The sequence below is a fragment of the Yinghuangia sp. YIM S09857 genome (assembly GCF_051388915.1).
GTDB lineage: Bacteria > Actinomycetota > Actinomycetes > Streptomycetales > Streptomycetaceae > Yinghuangia.
In genome coordinates, this window is record NZ_JBPKBH010000004.1 from 516077 (window position 1) to 534250 (window position 18174).

The following is an 18174-nucleotide window of genomic DNA, read 5'->3' on the forward strand; positions in this document are numbered from 1 at the left end:
CCGCGCCGCGCCGGCGGATCCCGACGCGGCGCGGACAGGGCCCACACGACCGGCCTGGCCGCCAGGGAGCCAGGCCGGCAGTCAGGGCCTCACGCAGCCCCGGTGACCCCGAACGCCTGCTGAAGACGCGGGATGTAGTCGTCCAGGCTGATCTTCCAGCACAGCCAGTTGTGCCCGCCGCGGCACTCGGCCCACGGAGTGCCGGTGCCGTCACCGTAGTTCACGTAGTACGAGGGCACGCCCGCGGCGTCCAGCGCCGCCTTGAAGTGCTGGTTCGCGCCTTGCAGCCACCACTCGAAGAACATGCCGTACGGGTCGCCGTCGTCCTCGACCGGCGGCACCGGACCGCCGCCGCCGTTCCCCACGTACACCGACACGCCCAGGCCTTGCAGCGCCGCCGCGTGCGCCCCCGGGTTCGCGTCGTTCCACAGGACGTCGGAGTAGGGGTAGTTGACCGAGAACGGGTACGGGGTCCCGTACAGGTCGTCGCTGCCGACCACGGGGGTGTAGAGCGGCGTCGTCAGGGAGGCGACCACGGCCATCCGCAGGTCCATCGACGCGCGCGACAAATCGAGGTCGCCGGAGAACGAAGCGACCTGGGAGAACAGGTCGGGGTGGCGTTCCGCGTACCGGACGGCGCCGAAGCCGCCCATCGAGATCCCGGCGACCGCGCGGTTCTGTTTGTCGGCCTTCGTGCGCAGGTTCAGGTCGATGAACGGGATGACCTGGTTGATGTGGAAGTTCTCCCAGCGCTGGGCTCCGGCGGCGCTGTTCTGGTTGAGCCAGTTCGAGTACCAGCCGCGCGGCCCGCCGTCCGGCATCACGAAGATCATCCCGGCCGAGCCGCCGACCGCGGGGTAGGCCGAGAAGTAGGTGGCGACGTCGGCGTCGGGCGTCGAGCCGTTCAGCAGGTAGAGCACGGGATAGCGCTTGGTCGGATTGCTGTAGTAGTCCGACGGCAGCACGATCCGCATGTGGTGCCCTCCGTCGTTGACCGCCGTCCCGGCGACCTCGGCGGTCGACACGGTGATCACGAAGTCGTGGGCCGTGTTCGGGACGTTCGGCTTCGGCGCGGTCGGGAGTCGGGTCAGCCCGTACGCGTCGCTCAGGGCCGGGGGCGAGGTCGGCGTGGTGGTGTCCGCGTTCGCGGCGGAGGGTCCGACGAGCGCGGTCGCGACCGCGCCGATGGCGACCGCGAGCGCGGCGGCGGACTTGGCGAGGGTTCGTTTCACAGGTGGATTCCTCGAAGTCGGCGGCACGGACGGGTCCGGCCGCAAGGCTTGGGGTCCAACGGAGGTACCAACGGAGTTGACGGGGAAGGCAGTTCGATCCGGTTCGAGAGCCGCTCCCCGGATAATGACCGACCGGTCGGCCATAGGCTCGGTCGCACGGCACGAGATGTCAAGCAAAGTCCCCGGAGGGACGGGGAGTTCGACCGGAACTCGCCCGTTGACGGCGAGTCGGCGACACCCGGTCCGCGGCTGCCGCGCGTAGCGGCCGCACGTCCGATGGTGGGGCAGGCCGTACCCTGCCTTCGGGTGGTCGCGCCCTGGGCCCGGGACCGGAACGAGGCCACGATTGTGGCCATGTCCTCCGCGTATTCCGCAGCCAACGCGCCCGACGGCAGCACAGGCGGCACTCCCGGCAGCGTTGACCACCATTCCGGCGGCTCGGGCCGTCCCGACCGCACCGTCTCCGCCAAGCGTGCACACGCGCTCCGCATCCTGCGTGAGCCCACACGGCTCCGCTCGCTGCGCGAGGCGCCGTACTTTGCGGTCGCGTCGCCGCTGACGTTCGTCCTGGTGCTGGTCTTCGGCGCCGGATTCCTGGTGTCGGTGCCGCTCTCCATCACGGTGGTCGGCCTCCCGCTGCTTGCCGGGATCATCCTGCTGGGCCGCTACCAGGGCGCCCTGCACCGGGGCCTTGCCCGGGTGCTGCTGCGCCGCGACATCGAGGGTCCGCGTCCCTTCCGGGCCCGCCCCGGCGCGTTCGGCTGGCTCGGGTCGGCGCTGGGGCATGCGGAGGGCTGGCGCGGCGTCGTGTTCCTGGTCGCCAGGCTGCCCGTCGCCATCGCCGGGCTTGCCGCGACCTGGATCTTCTGGTGCATGGGCATCCTGCTCCTGACCTATCCCATCTGGATGAAGCCCACCCAGAGCGGCGACAACGGAGACGGCGCCGGAGTGAACCTGGGGGGCAACCTGATGGGCTCGTGGTACGAACTGATCGCCGTCGGCCTGTTCGGCGCCGCACTCCTGCTCATCGCCCCGTGGGCCATTCGGCTCATCAGCCGGGCCGACATCTGGCTGATGCGGGCCCTGCTCGGCCCGACCAAGGTTTCCGAACGCCTACGCGACCTGGAGGAGACCCGCGCCATCGCGGTCGACGACTCCGCCGCCCGGCTGCGCCGCATCGAGCGCGACCTGCACGACGGCGCCCAGGCCCGCATCGTCGCCCTCGCCATGCACCTCAGCCAGGCGCAGGAACGCCTCGACCAAGACAACACCGCCGACGGCGCCGGCAGCGCCGCCGATCTCGCCAAGGCCCGGGCCCACGTGGACTCCGCCCTCGGCAACGCCCGCATCGCCATCACCGAACTCCGCGACCTCGCGCGCGGCATCCATCCGCCCGTCCTGGACCAAGGGCTCGACGCCGCACTGGCCACCCTCGCGTCGGGCAGCGCCGTCCCGGTCGGCCTGCACACCGACATCGCGCAACGCCCGCCCGCGTCCCTGGAGTCGATCGCGTACTTCTGCGCCGCCGAACTCCTCGCCAACGCCGGACGCCACAGCGACGCGACCCGCATCCTCGTGGACGCCGTGCGCCGCGGCGACACGCTGGTCGTCCGCGTCGAGGACAACGGCAACGGCGGCGCGCGCCTCCGCGAAGGCGGCGGCCTCGCCGGACTCGCGGAGCGGGTGCGTACGGTCGACGGCACGCTGGCGATCGAGAGCCCGCCGGGCGGGCCGACGCGGATCACCGTCGAACTCCCGGTCCCCGCGGCGTGAACCGCATCCGGCCCGCCGTACAGTGGCACCCCGCGCCCCGGCATCCCGTTCAGCGGCACCCGAGACCGCGACGCCCCCGGCCTCGGTGCCACGGTCCGCGGACGCGAGGCTGACATCATCGCTGCCATGCGCATTGTCATCGCCGAAGACGCCGCAGTCCTGCGCGACGGCCTGGTCCAACTCATCACCGACCGCGGCCACGAGGTCCCCGCCGCCCTGCCCGACGCGGAAGGTCTGCTGGCGGCCGTCGCCGAGCACCGCCCGGACGTCGCCGTCGTCGACATCCGCATGCCGCCCACCCACACCGACGAGGGGCTGCGCGCCGCGATCGAGGTCCGGAGGGCGTACCCGCAGACCGGCGTCCTGGTCTTCTCGCAGTACGTCGAGACGCGGTACGCCTCCCGCCTCCTCGCCGAGAACGCCGCCGGGGTCGGCTACCTCCTCAAGGAACGGGTGGTCGACGTACGGGACTTCATGGACGCCCTGGAGCGCGTGGCGGCGGGCGGCACCGCACTCGACCCCGAGGTTGTCGGCCAACTCCTCGGCGCGGGCCGCCGCGTCGACGCCCTGGACACCCTCACGCCGCGTGAACGCGACGTGCTCGCCCAGATGGCCGAGGGACGCTCCAACGCCGCGATCGCCAAAGCCCTCCGCATCTCGGACCGCGCGGTCGAGAAGCACATCGGCGGCATCTTCACCAAGCTCGACCTGCCCCCGTCGGACGAGGACCACCGGCGCGTGATGGCCGTACTCCGCTACCTGCGCGGCTGACGCGAGCTGCGCGCCCCGCCGTCCCCCCGCGCGCCCACGCGCGCGCGGGGACGGCGACCGCGCCCTGCATTGCGCTGCCAGTTGTGTCCGCCCGTCCGCGCGCGAGGGTGCCCGCGCAGCGCGGGGTTGAGGCCCCGGGCGTTGTGGCCGCGCGCCCACGCGCGCCAGGAAACGGCATCGCCGTAGTCCTCGTACCGCTTGGCGCCGTCCGCGCCCGCGCGCGAGGGAACGGCGTACGAGTGGGCGGGACGCCTACGAACGCGTACGCGAGGCCGTGCGTTCCGACCGTTCGCGCGCCGACAGCCCACGCGCCGCCGACGAACTCGCCGACACCGAGCGGCCGGACGCGGATTCCGCAGCCGAGTCCCGGCTGGGCGTCCGGCCGGACTCCCGGCCGGATTCCGCCTGTTCACGTTGCCGCTTCCCGCCCTCCCCGTCCGCGGCAGCGTCGCGCAGGGCGTCGGCGGAGGGGAGGGCGTTGCGTGCGGCTTCGGCGCGGAGCATGGCGTTCAGGGCGGTGAAGGGATCAATGGGCATGGCAGATCAGGTCCTTGCATTGTGCGATGGTGTGCTGAAGAGCGGGACGATGCGGCAGAGCCGTCCCCTCAGCAGCGCATCACCGCGCAGCGCAGGCACCGCGCATCCGCCGGCGGAGCCGGGGGAGCGCCCGGCGCGATCGGGCTGTACGGCGGCGGTACGACGACATCCACCACCGGCCGGGCCGGACGCACCACCCGCGGCGCGGCAGGGGCCGTACGCCTCCCGGGCGCCCGCACCTCGACATCGGCACCGGCAGCCGTCTGCTCGGCCCCGTCCGAGGGCACCGACGGCGCCCCGGGCAGGGAACCGCCGGAACTCCCAGTGCTCCCGGCACCGCCAGAACTCCCGGCAGCCCCGCTACCCGCGACGCCCCGCCCGCCCTCGACACCAGCACCGCCCGGCGTTCCCGCCCCCGGCAGCAGCACCAAGGCCGTCGCCGAAGCCACGGCCAAGAGCACGACGAGGATTGCGCACAGCACCGCGCCCGTCGCGCCGCGACCGCTGGACCGCGAAGTACCGTGCATGGGCAGACCTCCTGCGAGGCGTCTGCCATCCGCAACGGCGCCACCACGCACATGGGCAGCACCCAGTCACCCGCGCGGACCACGAAATCCACTCGGTTGACCCCACCCGCACACGATTCGTCGGACAAGCCGACCGGGCGCATCCCGCCCCGAGCCCCTCACCCCTCCCGAGGATGCGGTGGCGATCGAGGCGGACTTGGGGCCCGAGGCCGTCCGCGGGGCGGGTGTGCCGGGCGACGACGGTGTCGGTCAAGCGCACCGGGCCGATCCACCCCCGACCGGCCGCCCGGACCGCCCGCCCGTCACCCCTCCCGAGGATCCGGCGCGATCGTGTGCACCGCGTCCCGCAGCGCCTCGACCAACGCCTCCACCAGCGGCTGCGCCCAGCGCCGGCGCGCCGTCACGACGCCGATGTGCCGTGTCGGGCGCGGCTGTTCGAGCGCCACGAAGGCCAGCCCCTCACGGTGCGTCGCCAGCGCGATGCGCGGGATCAGCGCGAAGCCCACACCGGCCTCGACGAGCGACTGCGTGAACAGGTAGTCCGTGCTCGTGCACACCACCGACGGCTGGAAGCCCGCCATGCCGGACGCCCGGGCCAGCGGGGCGCCCGCCGCGCCGCAGCCGTCGATCCAGCGCTCGTCCGCGAGTTCCGCGATGCGCAGGGTGCGCCGCCCGGCCAGCCGGTGGCCACGCGGCAGCACGAGCCAGATCTGCTCGTTCATCAGCGGCATGAGCGTCAGGCGCGGCGTCGCCGGCGCGTGCCCGAAGTGGTACGTCAGCCCCAGGTCGGCCCGCCCCGACCGGACCAACTCGGCGGCGTCCTCCGGCTCCGCCTCCGTCACGGTCAGCTCGACGTCCGGGTGCGACGCGTTCAGCGCGATCAGCGCGGGCGGCAGCAGTGCCTGCCCGGCGCTGGTGAACGTCGCCACGCTCAGCGTGCCGGTACGCCCCTCCGCCAACCGGTCGATGCGCTCCTGCGCCGCCGCCAGCTCGGCCGCGACCGTCTCCGCCGCCTCCACCAACACCCGCCCCGACTCCGTCAGCGTGACGCCGCGCGTACTGCGCTCGACCACCGGTCGCCCGAGCGAGCGTTCGAGGGCGGCGACCTGCTGGGAGACCGCGGACGGTGTGAGCATCAGCGCGGCGGCGGCCCGTGCGAAGCTGCCCTGCTCGGACACCTCGCGGAGGATCTTCAGACGGTGCACGTCGATCATCAGATCCCCTTAATGCCCGTGAAGCAGTTCGATACTTCTGCTGTCGACCCTACGCGACCAGGATCGAGGCATGACAAAGAAGGCATGGGCACTCTTCGCCGCGATGTCGGTCGTGTGGGGCATCTCGTACCTGTTCATCAAGATCGCCGTCGAGGAGGTCTCGGCCCCGGTCGTCGTGGTCACGCGGACCGCGATCGCCGCCGCCGTCCTGGTGCCGCTGGCGCTGCACCGCCGCGCGTTCGGCACGCTGCGCGGGCGCGTGCGGATCGTCCTGGTGCTGGCACTGACCCATGTGGCGGGGCCGTTCCTGCTGATCACCTACGGCGAGGTGCACATCTCGTCCTCGCTGACCGCGCTGCTCATCGCCGCCCAGCCGATCATGATCGCGCTCATCGCGCTGAAGGCCGACGCGTCCGAGCGCGTCACCGGGCTCCGCGCGGTCGGCCTGGCCGTCGGCCTCGGCGGGGTGGGCACCCTGGTCGGCTTCGACCTGACCGGCGACCGCCTCGGCCTGCTCGGCGCGGGCATGGTGCTGCTGGCGACGCTCGGGTACGCCTGCGCGACGCTGATCGTCAAGCGCCACCTGTCCGATGTCCCGCCGGTGGCGCTCGCGGCGTCGACGATGAGCATCACCACGATCCTGCTGATGCCGTTCGCGATCGCCACCGCACCCGCGGCGATGCCGAGCGCGAGGGCCACCGGGTCCCTGGCGGCGCTCGGGCTGGTCTGCACCGCGCTCGCGTTCCTGGCGTTCTACGCGCTGATCGCCGAGGCGGGTGCCGGACGCGCGGCGCTCATCACGTACATCAACCCCGTCGTCGCGGTGCTGCTCGGCGTGCTGGTCCTCGACGAGAAGCTGAGCGCGTCGATCGCGGGCGGTACGGCGCTGATCCTCGCCGGTTCGTGGCTGGCCACGCGTCCCGCGAAGACGGTACGCGTGGCCCGCCCGCATGCCGCCGAGCCGGCGGACCCCCGTCGGCCGCCCGCCGCCTCCGGCACATCCGCCCTGGTCAGTCCTTGTACTCCGGAACCCGCTTCTCCTTCCGCGCGATGATCGCCTCCTCGAAGTTCTGCGTCGTCAGCCGGACGTACAGCTGCGCGTGCCCCTCGGCGTCCATGTGCGCCTGCATGCTCCCGGCCTCCAGGCCCGACCACAGCATGCGCTTGGTGATCTCGACGCCCACACGGCTGAACCCGATGATGCGCTCCGCGAGGTCGAAGCACTCGTCGAGCAGCTTCTCCTCCGGCACCACGCGCGAGACCAGGCCGATGCGCTCGGCCTCGGCGGCTTCCACGTCGCGGCCGGACAGCATGATCTCGAACGCGCGCGACGAGCCGATGGCGCGCGGCAGCAGGTAGCTGATGCCGAGCTCGGTCGCGGTCAGGCCGTTGTTGATGCCGGCGGCGCGGAAGTACGCGGCGTCCGAGGCGATGCGGATGTCGGTCGCGACCGAGAGGCAGAACCCGCCGCCGATGGCCGCGCCGTTGATCGCGCCGATGACCGGTTGGTGCATTTTGCGCAGGCCCAGGATCACGTCGTCGAGGATCTCCATCGACCGCCGCGCGATGCTCGTCCGGGTCAGGCCCTTGATACCGGGGATCCGCCCGGAGCTCTCCAGGTCCGCCCCGGAACAGAAGCCGCGCCCCGCGCCGGTGATCACCACCACCCGCGTATCGTTGTCCGCACTGACCTCCTCAAGGGCCTCACGGAAAGGGACCATCACGTCGAACGCCATGGCGTTCATCCGCTCGGGGCGGTTGAGCGTGATCAGGGTGACGTGCGGGCGCGGCTTGTCGATGAGCACGAACGACATGGGGCGGCATCCTCGGGCGGTCGGGAAGAACTGAGGGCGGGTCAGGTGTTCTTGATCGTGTCAATGATCACGGCCAAGCGCACCGGTACGGGGGCGCGATGTCAAGAGGCGAGCGCACAGAGGGGCAGCACGGGATGCTCGGCGGGTACGCGGATCCCCAGTCGTTCGACACCTTCGCCGGCGACTACGACCGCTACTCCGATCTCCACGACCCGCTCGGCGAATGGCTCGACACCCAGATCGTCGACCTCGCCCCCGCGGGCGGCCGGGCGCTGGACGCCGGGTGCGGCTCGGGGCGCCACGCGCACGCCCTCGCCGACAGCTACGACGAGGTGGTCGCCGCCGACCTGAGCCGCGCGCTCATCGAGACCGCGCGGCTGCGGCGTTCCCACCACCGGGTCAGCTACCGGGCGGTCGACCTGCACGACGTCGCCGACGAGGCGGGCTTCGACCTGGTCGTGAGCATGGCGACGCTGCACCACGTACCGGACCTCGACAAGGCACTCGAACACCTGCGCGGGCTGGTCCGCCCCGGCGGCACCGCGATCCTGGTCGACAACGTGGCGGCGCAGGCGACGCCCGCACGCTGGGCGTACCTCACGGGCGCCGCGTACGAGCTGCCGCGCGACATCGCCCGGCTCGGCGCGCGCGACGCCTGGTGGCTCTACCGCTTCCGCACCAGCCGCCCGTGGCTCGCCCACCTGCTCAGCGACCGGTACCTGACGCGGGCGCAGTACGAGCGGAGGTACGGGGAGGTCTTCCCGGGCGCGCGGTTCACCGACCTCGGCTTCGCATGCGCGATGGTGTGGCAGCGGAAAGCTGCCCCGCACACGTAACCGGCCAACGATTTCGCTTCCCGGACAAGGACTTTCATCCTGCACGTGACGCCTGGCATGCTGTGGCGCCACCTGGGAGCGAGGGGGTTCGATGCGCCGGTCCGCGCACGGCAATACCGGAACGACCGAGCAGACGGTAGGTACCGGGACACACCGAAAGACCGGCGTATGGACGGTGGCCGCCACGGCCTCGGTCCTCGCCTTGGTCCTGTCCGGCTGCGGCAAGGCGAGTGCCACCAAGGGCGCCGCCGCGGCCCCGGGCGCCCCCTGCGACCTGGTGTTGCAGGAGGAACGGGCGGTGCTGGGCGTCGGACCGCCGACCTCCGACGACACGCACAGCGGCAGCGCGTCGTCCAGCGCCTACTGCGAGTCCGCCGCGACCGAGGCCGCCAAGAAGGAGCCGCGGTGGGGGACCCTCCGGATCGAGTGGACGAGCTTCGCCGACGCCAAGAAGAACGACAAGCAGCGCACGCCCGCGCGCACCGGGCAGGAGCAGGCCAAGGCCGAGTACCAGTCCGCGCGCAGTGCCACGACCACCTCGACGTGCTCCGAACCACCGGTGACCGAACCGGAGTTCGCGATGGTCGACTGCTTCGAGCCGGGCGGCGAGTACGGTCCGACGCACGGCGCAGTGGTCGTCCGGCACCAGAGCACCGTCGTGTTCGTGCGCTACCAGGGCGCGGGCTACGACCCGTCCGTCGTGCACGCGACCCTCAAGCAGATCGCGGACCGCGCGATCCGCGCCCAGACATGACCCGGACCCGCCCGACGGGGAACTGAACCGGACCTGAGGACACCGCCCGCCCCGGCCGGCCGCGCACGTCCGCGGCCGGTCTTCTATTTTCGCTCACGGCCTGGTCGTCGCCTCGGGGCGGTTCCCAGGCGGGACGAACTACCCGTCGTGCCCGGGGACTTCGTCCGGCCTACGGCTCCCGGGTGCCCCGCAGGTCGCGTCCCAGGCGCAGCATCAGCCCGGCCAGTTGCGCGAGGTCCGCGTCGGACCAGGTGCCCAGCGAGTCCTGGAGCCACGTCGACCACACCGCGCGCATGTTGCGCGACATCTGCTGCCCGGCGTCGGTCGGGACGAGCAGGTGGGCGCGGCCGTCGTCGGGATCGGGGGTACGGCGGACCAGGTCCGCCTTGATGAGGATGTCCACCTGCCGACTGGTGATCGAGCGGTCCTGGCCGGTCAGGTCGGCCAGCGCGGACAGCCGCAGCGGCCCGTAGGCCACGATGTTGCCCAGCAGGAACGACTCGGCGCGGGTGAGCGAACCGCCCGCGCGCGCCGCCAGTTCGCGGTGCAGGCGGGCGCCGCGGGTGGACGCGAGCAGCGCCTCAAGGGCGCGGTGCACGTCCTCCAGCGACTGGCCGCGTGCCTCGCGGGACGGGGGACCAGGGGTCGGTGTTTCCATAATGGTTGATTGATATCACGCAAATTAAGTGCTAGACAACGGTACGGGGATGGGGGAACGCCGCCCGCCCGGGGGAACTGGGCGGCCCGAACGGCACGGCCCGAACGACGCGCCGCCAAGAGGTGTGGCAGCACCATTGGGCGCGGCACGGCGCGGGGACCACGGCAACACCACCACCGATCTGGACAAGGGGCGGACCACCATGGCGCACACTCCCGAAACCGACCACCTCACCACCGGGGTCGTCGTCACCGGCGGCGCGTCGGGGATCGGACTCGCGACAGCCGAGGCACTCGCGGCCTCCGGACGACCGGTCGCGCTGTGGGACATCGACGGCGACGCGGCCGAGACGCAGGCCGCGCGGATCGCCGCCGAAAGCGGCACCAAGACCGTCGGCCTCGCCGTCGACGTCCGCGAACTGGACTCCTACGAAACGGCGTTGGACGCCTCCCGTGGCACCATCGGCAGCCTCGGCGGACTCGTGCACGCCGCCGGAGTGGTCGACGGACGCGGCCCCGACGGCCTGGACGACGCGAGCTGGGAGCCGGTCGTCGACGTCAACCTGCGCGCGTACGCCCTGATCACCCGCGCCATGCTCGGCGACCTGCGCACCCACGACGGATCGGCCGTCGTCGGCATCGCCTCCATCAACGCCCTCTCCGGCAACGCCGCCAACCCCGCGTACTGCGCCGCCAAGGCCGGGATGCTGGGCCTCACCCGCTCGCTCGCCGCGTCGCTGGCCACCGACGGCATCCGGGTCAACGCCGTCTGCCCCGGCTACATCGAAACGCCCATGCTGGCACCCGCGTTCGCGAAGTCCGGGACGCGCGCCCGAATGGAGGGCGGCAACCCGATGAAGCGCCTCGGTCGACCACACGAAGTCGCCGGCGCCGTACGGTTCCTGCTCGGCAGCGAGGCGAGCTTCATCACCGGCACACACCTCGTCGTCGACGGCGGGACCACGGCCGTCGTCCACTGACCGACCGCAGCACGCCCCGGTTGATGGCCCGTCAACCTCCGGTCCGCCGCCGCGCGGACGAGAAAGCCGAGAAAGGGGAACTCGTGGAGTTCTCGATGTCCCTGCCCCTCCTGTTCGACGCGGGCGCACGGGACCCGTACCGCGAGACGTACGAACTCGCGCGGATCGCCGAGGAGTCGGGGTTCACCACCGTCACCATCGGCCACCACCACTTCATGCCCGGCAACCTCGCCGACCCGCTGACCTTCCTCGCCACCGTGGCGGCCCGCACCGACACCCTCCGCGTGGGCACCGGCATCTTCCAACTCCCCGTGCACCACCCCGTACGCGTCGCCGAACAGGTCGCCCTCATCGACCAGATCTCCGGAGGACGCGTCTCGCTCGGCGTCGGCATGGGCTGGTGGCCGCTCGAATACCAGGTGCACGGCTCGGAGTTCCGGCAGCGCGGCGCTCGCATGGAAGAGGCGCTGAAGATCCTGCGCCACGTCTGGACCACCGAAGACCAGGGCTACGAGGGCAAGTTCTGGTCCTTCCCCGAACTCACCGTGCACCCGCGCCCAGTGCAGGACCCGCACCCGCCGCTGTGGGTCGCGGGCGTCGCCGACGCCGCCGTCGACCGCGCCGCCCGGCTCGGCGACGCGTGGCTGTGCGGCCCCGTGCAGTCCCTCGCCAAGGCCCGGTCCTGCCTGGACGTCTACCGCGCCTCCTGCGCCGCGCACGGCACCCGGCCCGACTGGATCCTGCGCCGCTACGCCTGGCTCGGCGCCGATCGCGAGCAGGTCGCCCGCGACGTCCTCCCGCACTACGTGGGCGGCCTCATGGAGCACTGGCGCGAGTCGGCCGAGGACGACACCGAGAAGGACCTGTTCGCCCGCCTGGACGCGGGCGAGCACGTACCGCCGGAGGAGATCGCCGCGGACCGGCTCCTGTGGGGCGCGCCCGACGACGTCATCGCCCAGGTGCGGGCGTATCGGGACGCCACCGGCTGCGAACACGTGCACGCCGCCTTCGGCGCGGGACTGCCCGGAAACGTCGCGCGCGCGTCGCTCGGGACGTTCGAGGAAATCGCCGCGATGGTGAAGCTGTTCGGGCGCGAGGTGATTCCCGCGTTCGCGGCGTGACAGGTGTCGTGACGGGTGTCGTGACAGGTCTCGTGACGCGGTGGCGCGGCGGGCGTCCCAGGCGTTCGCGGCGGCGCAGGGCGTCGGGGCGGGCGTCGGGCGGGCCCTGTGCGCGGCACGGTCCGGGCCACCCGCACGCAATTGGCCGGTGACCGGCCAAACGCGGCATGTGAGACTGGCGACGCAATTGTCCTCGCCGGTCTCGGTCCGGGAGGCCGTCCGCCACAGGGACGGCCCCTCCGGGCACGCGGTCGGCCTTGCCCGGGAGTGGTTCATGCAGGTCGCTGTGGTCACCTTCGACGGATTCAACGAGCTCGACAGCTTCATCGCGTCGGCCCTCGTCAACCGGTGCCGCTCGCAGGGCCTGAGCGCCTACATCACCACCCCCGCCCCGGTCGTCACGTCGATGAACGGCGTCGAGGTGACCGGGCAGCGCCCGCTCGAATTCATCGCCGACGCCGACGTGGTCCTGATCGGCAGCGGCATCAAGACGCGCGACGTCGTCGCCGACGACTCCCTGATCGCCCGCCTGCCCGTCGACCCCGAGCGGCAACTGATCGGCTCCCAGTGCTCGGGCGCCCTCGTACTCGCCCGTCTCGGCCTGCTCGACGCCATGCCCGCGTGCACCGACACGACCACGCGCCCGTGGGTGGAGGAGTGCGGCGTGACCGTGCTGGACGCCCCGTTCCACGCCGAAGGCCGCATCGCCACCGCGGGCGGCTGCCTCGCGTCGCAGTACCTCGCGGCGTGGACGATCGCACGCACCCTCGGCGACGACGCCGCCCGCGCCGCGATCGAGTACGCGGCTCCCGTCGGGGAGAAGGCCGAGACCGTCGAGCGGATCATGGCGGCGGTCCGCACCGGCGCGGCGGCGCCGCGCTGAAATGACGACACAAGAGCAGGCGGATTCGGCAGCGCCCACCGATCGCATTGCGGCCGCCCCGAGTACGGCCGCGCCCAGTACCGCCACCCCCAGTACGTCCGCCCCCAGTACGTCCGCCCCCAGTACGTCCGCCCCCAGTACGTCCGCCCCCAGTACCGCCACCCCCATTACCGACGACTCGGTAGGCGTCGACTCCATATCTACCGCCCCCATGTCTACCGACCCCATTGCCACTGACCCGATAGCCACCGATCGACTAGCCACCCACCCCCTAAGCGCCGACCGCATGGCCGCGCACGACCTCGCCCACATCCAGCGGCGCACCGTACGCAACCTTGTGCTCGCCCAGATCGTCGGCGGTATCGGCGTCGGCTCGTCCCTCGCCGTCAGCGGGCTCCTCGCCGAGGACCTGTCGGGTTCGCGCGCGCTGTCCGGGCTCGCTGTCACCGCCATCACTCTGGGCGCGGGCCTGTGCGCAATACCCCTGGCCAGACTCGCGGACGCGCGCGGCCGCCGGATCGCCCTCGCCTCCGGCTGGGCCGCCGCGACAGTAGGCGCACTCGGCGTCATCCTCGCCGCGGTCCTCGGCTGGTTCCCGGCCCTGCTCGTGGCCTTCGTCGTCTTCGGCGCCGGATCGGCGGCAAACCTCCAGTCCCGCTACGCCGCCGCCGACCTCGCCGACGACGCGACCCGCGCCCGGTCCCTCGCGATCGTCGTGTGGTCGACAACCGTCGGCGCCGTCCTCGGGCCCAACCTCAACACGCCGGGCGCGGCCGTCGGGCGCTTCCTCGGCCTCCCGGAGCTTGCGGGGCCGTACGTCTTCTCCGCCGTGTCCTTCGCGGCAGGCGGCCTCATGATGTGGGTCCTGCTACGCCCGGACCCGCTCCTCGTCGCGCGCACCCTGGCCGCCGCAGACCACACCGCAGACCACGCAGCGGCCGACGGGTCCCCGGCCGACACACCCCCGGTGGGACCCCTCCCCACCCCCGCCAAGCCGCCCGCCACCCGGTCCTCCTGGGCCGTCGTACGCGAGTCCCGTGCCGCCACGCTCGCCCTGGCGTCGGTCGTCCTCGGCCACGCCGTCATGGTCTCCGTGATGACGATGACCCCCGTGCACATGCGGGAGCACGGTGCCGACCTCACGATCGTCGGCCTGACCATCAGCCTGCACATCGCGGGCATGTACGCCTTCTCGCCGCTCGTCGGCTGGGCCGCGGACAAACTGGGCCGCATTCCGGTGATCGTGGCGGGCCAGCTGATCCTGCTCGGGGCGGTACTGGTCGCCGGCTTGTCGGGGCGTACGGTCCCCTTGACGGTGGTCGGCCTGGTGCTGCTGGGCCTCGGCTGGTCGTGCTCGATGGTTGCGGGCTCGTCGCTGCTGGCCGAGTCGGTGCCGCAGCGCGAGCGGCCGCGCGTCCAGGGCATGTCGGACCTCATGATGAACCTCGCCGGCGCGGCCGGCGGCGCACTGTCGGGCTCGGTGCTCGGCGTGGCGGGGTACGGCGGCCTCAACGCCGCCGCGGGCATGATCGTGCTGCCCGTCCTCGCGGTCGTCGGCGGGTACGCACTGGGCCGTTCGCGTACCGCCGCAAAGTAGCGCGACACCCCGGCCGACCTGCCGCTCGGCACCCCGTGCCGGGGCCCTCGCCCGCGTCCGCTCAAGATGTCGGCCACTACAAACCGACCTATGTTTGAGCAAACCGGGCGGCATTTCGCCCGGCTGTCTACCGACGAGGGGCACCGATGCAGCAGTCCCGAGTGGTCGTGGTCGGCGCGGGGTTCGCCGGGTTCGAGACCGTACGGCATCTGGAGAGATCGCTCGCACCGCAGGACGCCGACATCACGCTGATCAGCCCCGGCGGATACATGCTGTACCTGCCCCTGCTGCCGCACGTCGCCGCGGGCGTCATCTCGTCGCGGTCCATCGCCGTCCCGCTGTACCGCATGCTCAAGCGCACCCACATCGTGCCCGGCGGCGCGATAGGCGTCGACCTCGACGCGCGGGTCTGCGTGGTCCGCAAGATCACCGGCGAGGTCGTCAACGTGCCGTACGACCACATCGTGCTCAGCCCCGGAAGCGTCACGCGGACGTTCGACATCCCCGGCCTCGACAAATACGGCCGCGGCATGAAGAACCTCGCCGAGGCCGTGGCGCTGCGGGACCACGTCATCGCGCAGCTCGAACTCGCGAACTCCAGCTCCGACGAGAGCGAGCGCCGCGCACGCTGCCAGTTCGTGGTGGTGGGCGGGGGCTACGCGGGCGTGGAGACGGCCGCCTGCCTCGAAATGGTGACCACGTCCGCCCTCGACCATTTCCCACGCCTGGACCCGTCCCAGGTGCGCTGGACGGTCGTCGACGTCGCGCCCCGGCTCATGCCGGAACTGGGCGAGAACCTGGGCCGGGCGGCGCTGGAGATCCTCGCGCGGCGAGGGGTGGACGTCCGCCTGGAGACCAGCGTCAGCGAGGTCACCTCGGACGCCGTCACGCTGACCAGCGGCGATGTACTGCCGTGCCGCACCCTCGTGTGGACCGCGGGTGTCGCGGCGAGCCCGCTGATCGCGACCCTCGGCGCCGAGACGGTCCGCGGGCGGCTCGCGGTCGGCGCGGACCTCGCCATCGCGGGGCGGCGGGACGTCTTCGCCCTCGGCGACGCGGCGGCCGTGCCGGACCTGGACAAGGGGGACGGCGCCGTATGCCCGCCGACCGCGCAGTACGCCATGCGGCAGGCGAAGATCGCGGCCCACAACGTCGTCGCGGCGATCAAGAGCAAGCCGTTCAAGGAGTTCATGCACAAGGACCTCGGCCTGGTCGTCGACCTCGGCGGCACCGAGGCCGTGGCGCGTCCGCTCGGCCGCGAACTGCGGGGCCTGCCGGCCCAGGCGATCACGCGCGGGTACCACTTGATGGCCCTGCCGTCGTTCCGCGCGAGGGCGCGGGTGGGGGCGAACTGGACACTGCACGCGGTCGCGGGCGACGACTTCGTCCGGCTCGGGTTCCTGTCGGGGCGGACGGGGTCGCTGTCGGACTTCGAGCACGCGCATTCGTATCTGTCGCGCGAGGAGTTGGCGGAGCAGACTCGGGCGTGAGTGCGGGTGGGCGTGCGCGTCGTTGACGCTGTCGAGACTGTCGAGGCTGTCGAGGTGTCGACGCGGCCGGGTGGTCGGTGCGGTCCGTGCGTTTCGGTGTGCCCGCCCTGTTCCGGTGGCTGACGCGGCCGGTGTTGTTCAGCGTTCGGCCGCTGCCGCCCGCGCGAGGGCCTTGACCACCTCGGCCGCCAGCACCGCCTGGCCGGACGTCCTGAAGTGGATGCCGTCCGAACCGACAAGGCCTGGGCGGTCGTTGACCGGGTGGTCCCACATTTCGACGAGCACCGCGTTGTGGTCGGCGGCGAGTTCGCGGACGATGCCGTTCATCGTGCGCACCCGGTCCGTCCAGTCGGGGAAGCGCGGCACGACGAAGGCGCGGCCGAACGTGAATGCCGTGAGCCGTGCGCCTGTTGCGGCGGCGGCCGCGTACAGGAGGCCGAGTGAGCGTTCGATCTCGGCGAAGTCGGGGACGATCCGGAACAGATCGTTCGCGCCGCTCGGCACGTGCACCAGGTCCGGGCGGAATGCGGCCAGGTGCTCGGCCTGTGTGGCCAGCACCCTGTCCGTCGTCGCTCCGACCCGGGCCGTGTTGAGGTACGCCAGTTCGGGCCGGACGCGCCGCAGGACGTCGGCGACCCGGTCCGGCCAGCCCATGGTGGTGTATCCGGGGGTGGGCTCCCCGGTGCCCGCGGACAGGCTGTCGCCGATGACGGCGAAGCGCCGCCACGGTGCGTCGGCGAGCATCCGTGCGGCTTTGGCGGGGGACAGGCAGGAGGGGTCGGTCTCCTCGGTGAGGGGGAGCGGGTGGGGGAGGGCGAGGTCTTGCTGGGTCACGGTCATGAAAGAAAACGTACGACCGTTCGTGCTTTTATGGCAAGGATGGCAGGATGGGCGTATGAACCCCCGTCCCTCGCACAGCAGACGCGGTGCACGTGGTGAGTCCGCCGCCCTCGGTGAACCGGCCGCCCGTGGCGAAACCGCGGCGCTCGGCGAAGGAGCTGCGCTCCGCGAAGGCGCAGCGGTCCGTGAAGGCGCTGCGCCCGGGGCGCGTGACCGCTCGGGCGGGCGGGGCGCCCAGGCTGCGACCACTGACCAGCGCCTGTTGCGTGGCGCGCGTGCCCGCTGGTCGATCGCGCGCCACGGCGCCGACGTGGCTTCGGCGGAGGGCCTGAGCGGCCTCAGCATCGGCCGCCTGGCCGGCGACCTGGGGCTGAGCAAGAGCGGAGTCGCGACGCTGTTCGGCACCAAGGAGCAGTTGCAGTTGGCGGTCGTCGAGGCGGCGAGGAAGGCGTACGTGGACGCGGTCGTACGCCCTGCCCTCGCCCACGAGCCGGGCGCGGCACGCCTGCGGGCCCTGATCGACGGCTGGTTCGACTACGCCGCGGAGCCACTGTTCCCCGGCGGGTGCTTCTGGGCGGCGAACATCCCGGACTACGACAGCCGGCCGGGCCCCGTGCGGGACGCGCTCGGCGTCCAGCGAGGCGAATGGCTCGCGCTGCTCGCCGGTCACATCCGGCGGGCCGTTGCCGCTTTGCCCGCCGACGCCGGTCCGGCGGTTGGCGGACGGGCCGCGGGCGACCTCGACCCGGAGCTCACCGCGTTCCACCTCGACGCCCTGTTCGTGGGCACCAACACGGCCCTGCGGCTCGGCGACCCGGATGCCCTGCCTCGAACGCGCCGCATCATCGACACCTTGCTGGCCCCGATCCTGTGACGCCGTGAGGGCGCCGCATCGGCGGCCGTCGGTGCGCGAACGCGGTTGTGGCGTCCGGGAGCAAGTGTCTGGATTCTGCGGTGCCCCCGGGATGGATGGCGGCCGTCGGCGCCGCGGCGGGGCGACGGCCGTGGGGGTGCTTCGAGCTGACGCGGGCTCAGGCAGTGGGTGTCGCGCGGATGTTCAAGCGGGCGTGAGCAGGACGCGGGAGTGCGCTCCACAGATGGTGGTGCCCACGTATTGACTTGGTGCCATGAGATCGCGCCAACTTCCA

Annotated in this window: 17 protein-coding genes; 11 read left to right on the top strand and 6 right to left on the bottom strand. The window is 72.3% G+C overall.

Features of this window, described 5'->3' with window-relative positions; all coding sequences use genetic code 11:
- Positions 1-89 precede the first annotated feature (89 nt).
- Positions 90-1232 carry an alpha/beta hydrolase gene (locus ACRX5S_RS11190; protein ID WP_436772689.1) on the bottom strand — a complete coding sequence of 381 codons (1143 nt, stop codon included), beginning with the start codon at positions 1230-1232 and terminating at the stop codon, positions 90-92.
- A 354-nt stretch (positions 1233-1586) separates the two neighbouring features.
- Between ACRX5S_RS11190 and ACRX5S_RS11195 the strand changes: the two genes are divergently transcribed.
- The gene (locus ACRX5S_RS11195) at positions 1587-3005 is read left to right on the top strand and encodes a sensor histidine kinase (protein ID WP_436772690.1); all 1419 of its coding nucleotides are present in this window, start codon (positions 1587-1589) and stop codon (positions 3003-3005) included.
- A gap of 126 nt (positions 3006-3131) precedes the next feature.
- Complete coding sequence (locus ACRX5S_RS11200; protein WP_436772691.1) at positions 3132-3776, top strand: response regulator transcription factor; 645 nt, start codon at positions 3132-3134, stop codon at positions 3774-3776.
- Between the two features lie 252 nt (positions 3777-4028).
- Here the strand turns inward: ACRX5S_RS11200 and ACRX5S_RS11205 are convergent, their stop codons facing one another.
- Together ACRX5S_RS11205 and ACRX5S_RS11210 are read right to left on the bottom strand one after the other, a co-directional pair.
- Positions 4029-4313 (bottom strand): hypothetical protein, encoded by a 285-nt coding sequence (locus ACRX5S_RS11205; protein WP_436772692.1) that lies wholly within the window; start codon positions 4311-4313, stop codon positions 4029-4031.
- 829 nt (positions 4314-5142) lie between these two features.
- The gene (locus ACRX5S_RS11210; RefSeq protein ID WP_436772693.1) at positions 5143-6054 is read right to left on the bottom strand and encodes a LysR family transcriptional regulator; all 912 of its coding nucleotides are present in this window, start codon (positions 6052-6054) and stop codon (positions 5143-5145) included.
- Positions 6055-6124: 70 nt separating this feature from the next.
- On the opposite strand from ACRX5S_RS11210, the gene ACRX5S_RS11215 reads away from it, so the two are divergent.
- Positions 6125-7108 (top strand): DMT family transporter, encoded by a 984-nt coding sequence (locus ACRX5S_RS11215; RefSeq protein WP_436772694.1) that lies wholly within the window; start codon positions 6125-6127, stop codon positions 7106-7108.
- On the opposite strand, the gene ACRX5S_RS11220 is transcribed toward ACRX5S_RS11215, so the two are convergent.
- Positions 7065-7868, bottom strand: a complete 804-nt coding sequence (locus ACRX5S_RS11220; protein WP_436772695.1) for an enoyl-CoA hydratase — start codon at positions 7866-7868, stop codon at positions 7065-7067. The two genes, ACRX5S_RS11215 and ACRX5S_RS11220, sit on opposite strands and share 44 nt — an antisense overlap.
- A gap of 98 nt (positions 7869-7966) precedes the next feature.
- On the opposite strand from ACRX5S_RS11220, the gene ACRX5S_RS11225 reads away from it, so the two are divergent.
- Positions 7967-8704, top strand: coding sequence for a class I SAM-dependent methyltransferase (locus ACRX5S_RS11225; protein ID WP_436772696.1), 738 nt, complete (start codon positions 7967-7969; stop codon positions 8702-8704).
- A gap of 175 nt (positions 8705-8879) precedes the next feature.
- Positions 8880-9458, top strand: a complete 579-nt coding sequence (locus ACRX5S_RS11230) for a hypothetical protein (RefSeq protein ID WP_436772697.1) — start codon at positions 8880-8882, stop codon at positions 9456-9458.
- Between the two features lie 169 nt (positions 9459-9627).
- Here the strand turns inward: ACRX5S_RS11230 and ACRX5S_RS11235 are convergent, their stop codons facing one another.
- Entirely contained in the window at positions 9628-10116 is a 489-nt protein-coding gene (locus tag ACRX5S_RS11235) for a MarR family winged helix-turn-helix transcriptional regulator (protein WP_436772698.1), read from the bottom strand.
- A 124-nt stretch (positions 10117-10240) separates the two neighbouring features.
- On the opposite strand from ACRX5S_RS11235, the gene ACRX5S_RS11240 reads away from it, so the two are divergent.
- The 5 genes from ACRX5S_RS11240 (at position 10241) to ACRX5S_RS11260 (ending at position 16186) form a co-directional block, all read left to right on the top strand.
- The gene (locus ACRX5S_RS11240; RefSeq protein WP_436772699.1) at positions 10241-11095 is read left to right on the top strand and encodes an SDR family NAD(P)-dependent oxidoreductase; all 855 of its coding nucleotides are present in this window, start codon (positions 10241-10243) and stop codon (positions 11093-11095) included.
- Positions 11096-11190: 95 nt separating this feature from the next.
- Positions 11191-12216, top strand: a complete 1026-nt coding sequence (locus ACRX5S_RS11245; RefSeq protein ID WP_436772700.1) for an LLM class flavin-dependent oxidoreductase — start codon at positions 11191-11193, stop codon at positions 12214-12216.
- A 274-nt stretch (positions 12217-12490) separates the two neighbouring features.
- Positions 12491-13099 (top strand): DJ-1/PfpI family protein, encoded by a 609-nt coding sequence (locus ACRX5S_RS11250; RefSeq protein ID WP_436772701.1) that lies wholly within the window; start codon positions 12491-12493, stop codon positions 13097-13099.
- 286 nt (positions 13100-13385) lie between these two features.
- On the top strand, positions 13386-14696 hold the full coding sequence (locus tag ACRX5S_RS11255) for an MFS transporter (protein WP_436772702.1): 1311 nt from the start codon (positions 13386-13388) through the stop codon (positions 14694-14696).
- A 146-nt stretch (positions 14697-14842) separates the two neighbouring features.
- Positions 14843-16186 carry an NAD(P)/FAD-dependent oxidoreductase gene (locus ACRX5S_RS11260; RefSeq protein ID WP_436772703.1) on the top strand — a complete coding sequence of 448 codons (1344 nt, stop codon included), beginning with the start codon at positions 14843-14845 and terminating at the stop codon, positions 16184-16186.
- Positions 16187-16324: 138 nt separating this feature from the next.
- Here the strand turns inward: ACRX5S_RS11260 and ACRX5S_RS11265 are convergent, their stop codons facing one another.
- Positions 16325-17026 (bottom strand): SGNH/GDSL hydrolase family protein, encoded by a 702-nt coding sequence (locus tag ACRX5S_RS11265; RefSeq protein ID WP_436772704.1) that lies wholly within the window; start codon positions 17024-17026, stop codon positions 16325-16327.
- Positions 17027-17336: 310 nt separating this feature from the next.
- Between ACRX5S_RS11265 and ACRX5S_RS11270 the strand changes: the two genes are divergently transcribed.
- A complete protein-coding gene (locus ACRX5S_RS11270) occupies positions 17337-17900 on the top strand; it encodes a TetR/AcrR family transcriptional regulator (RefSeq protein ID WP_436772705.1) in 564 nt (187 codons plus the stop codon).
- Positions 17901-18174 lie beyond the last annotated feature (274 nt).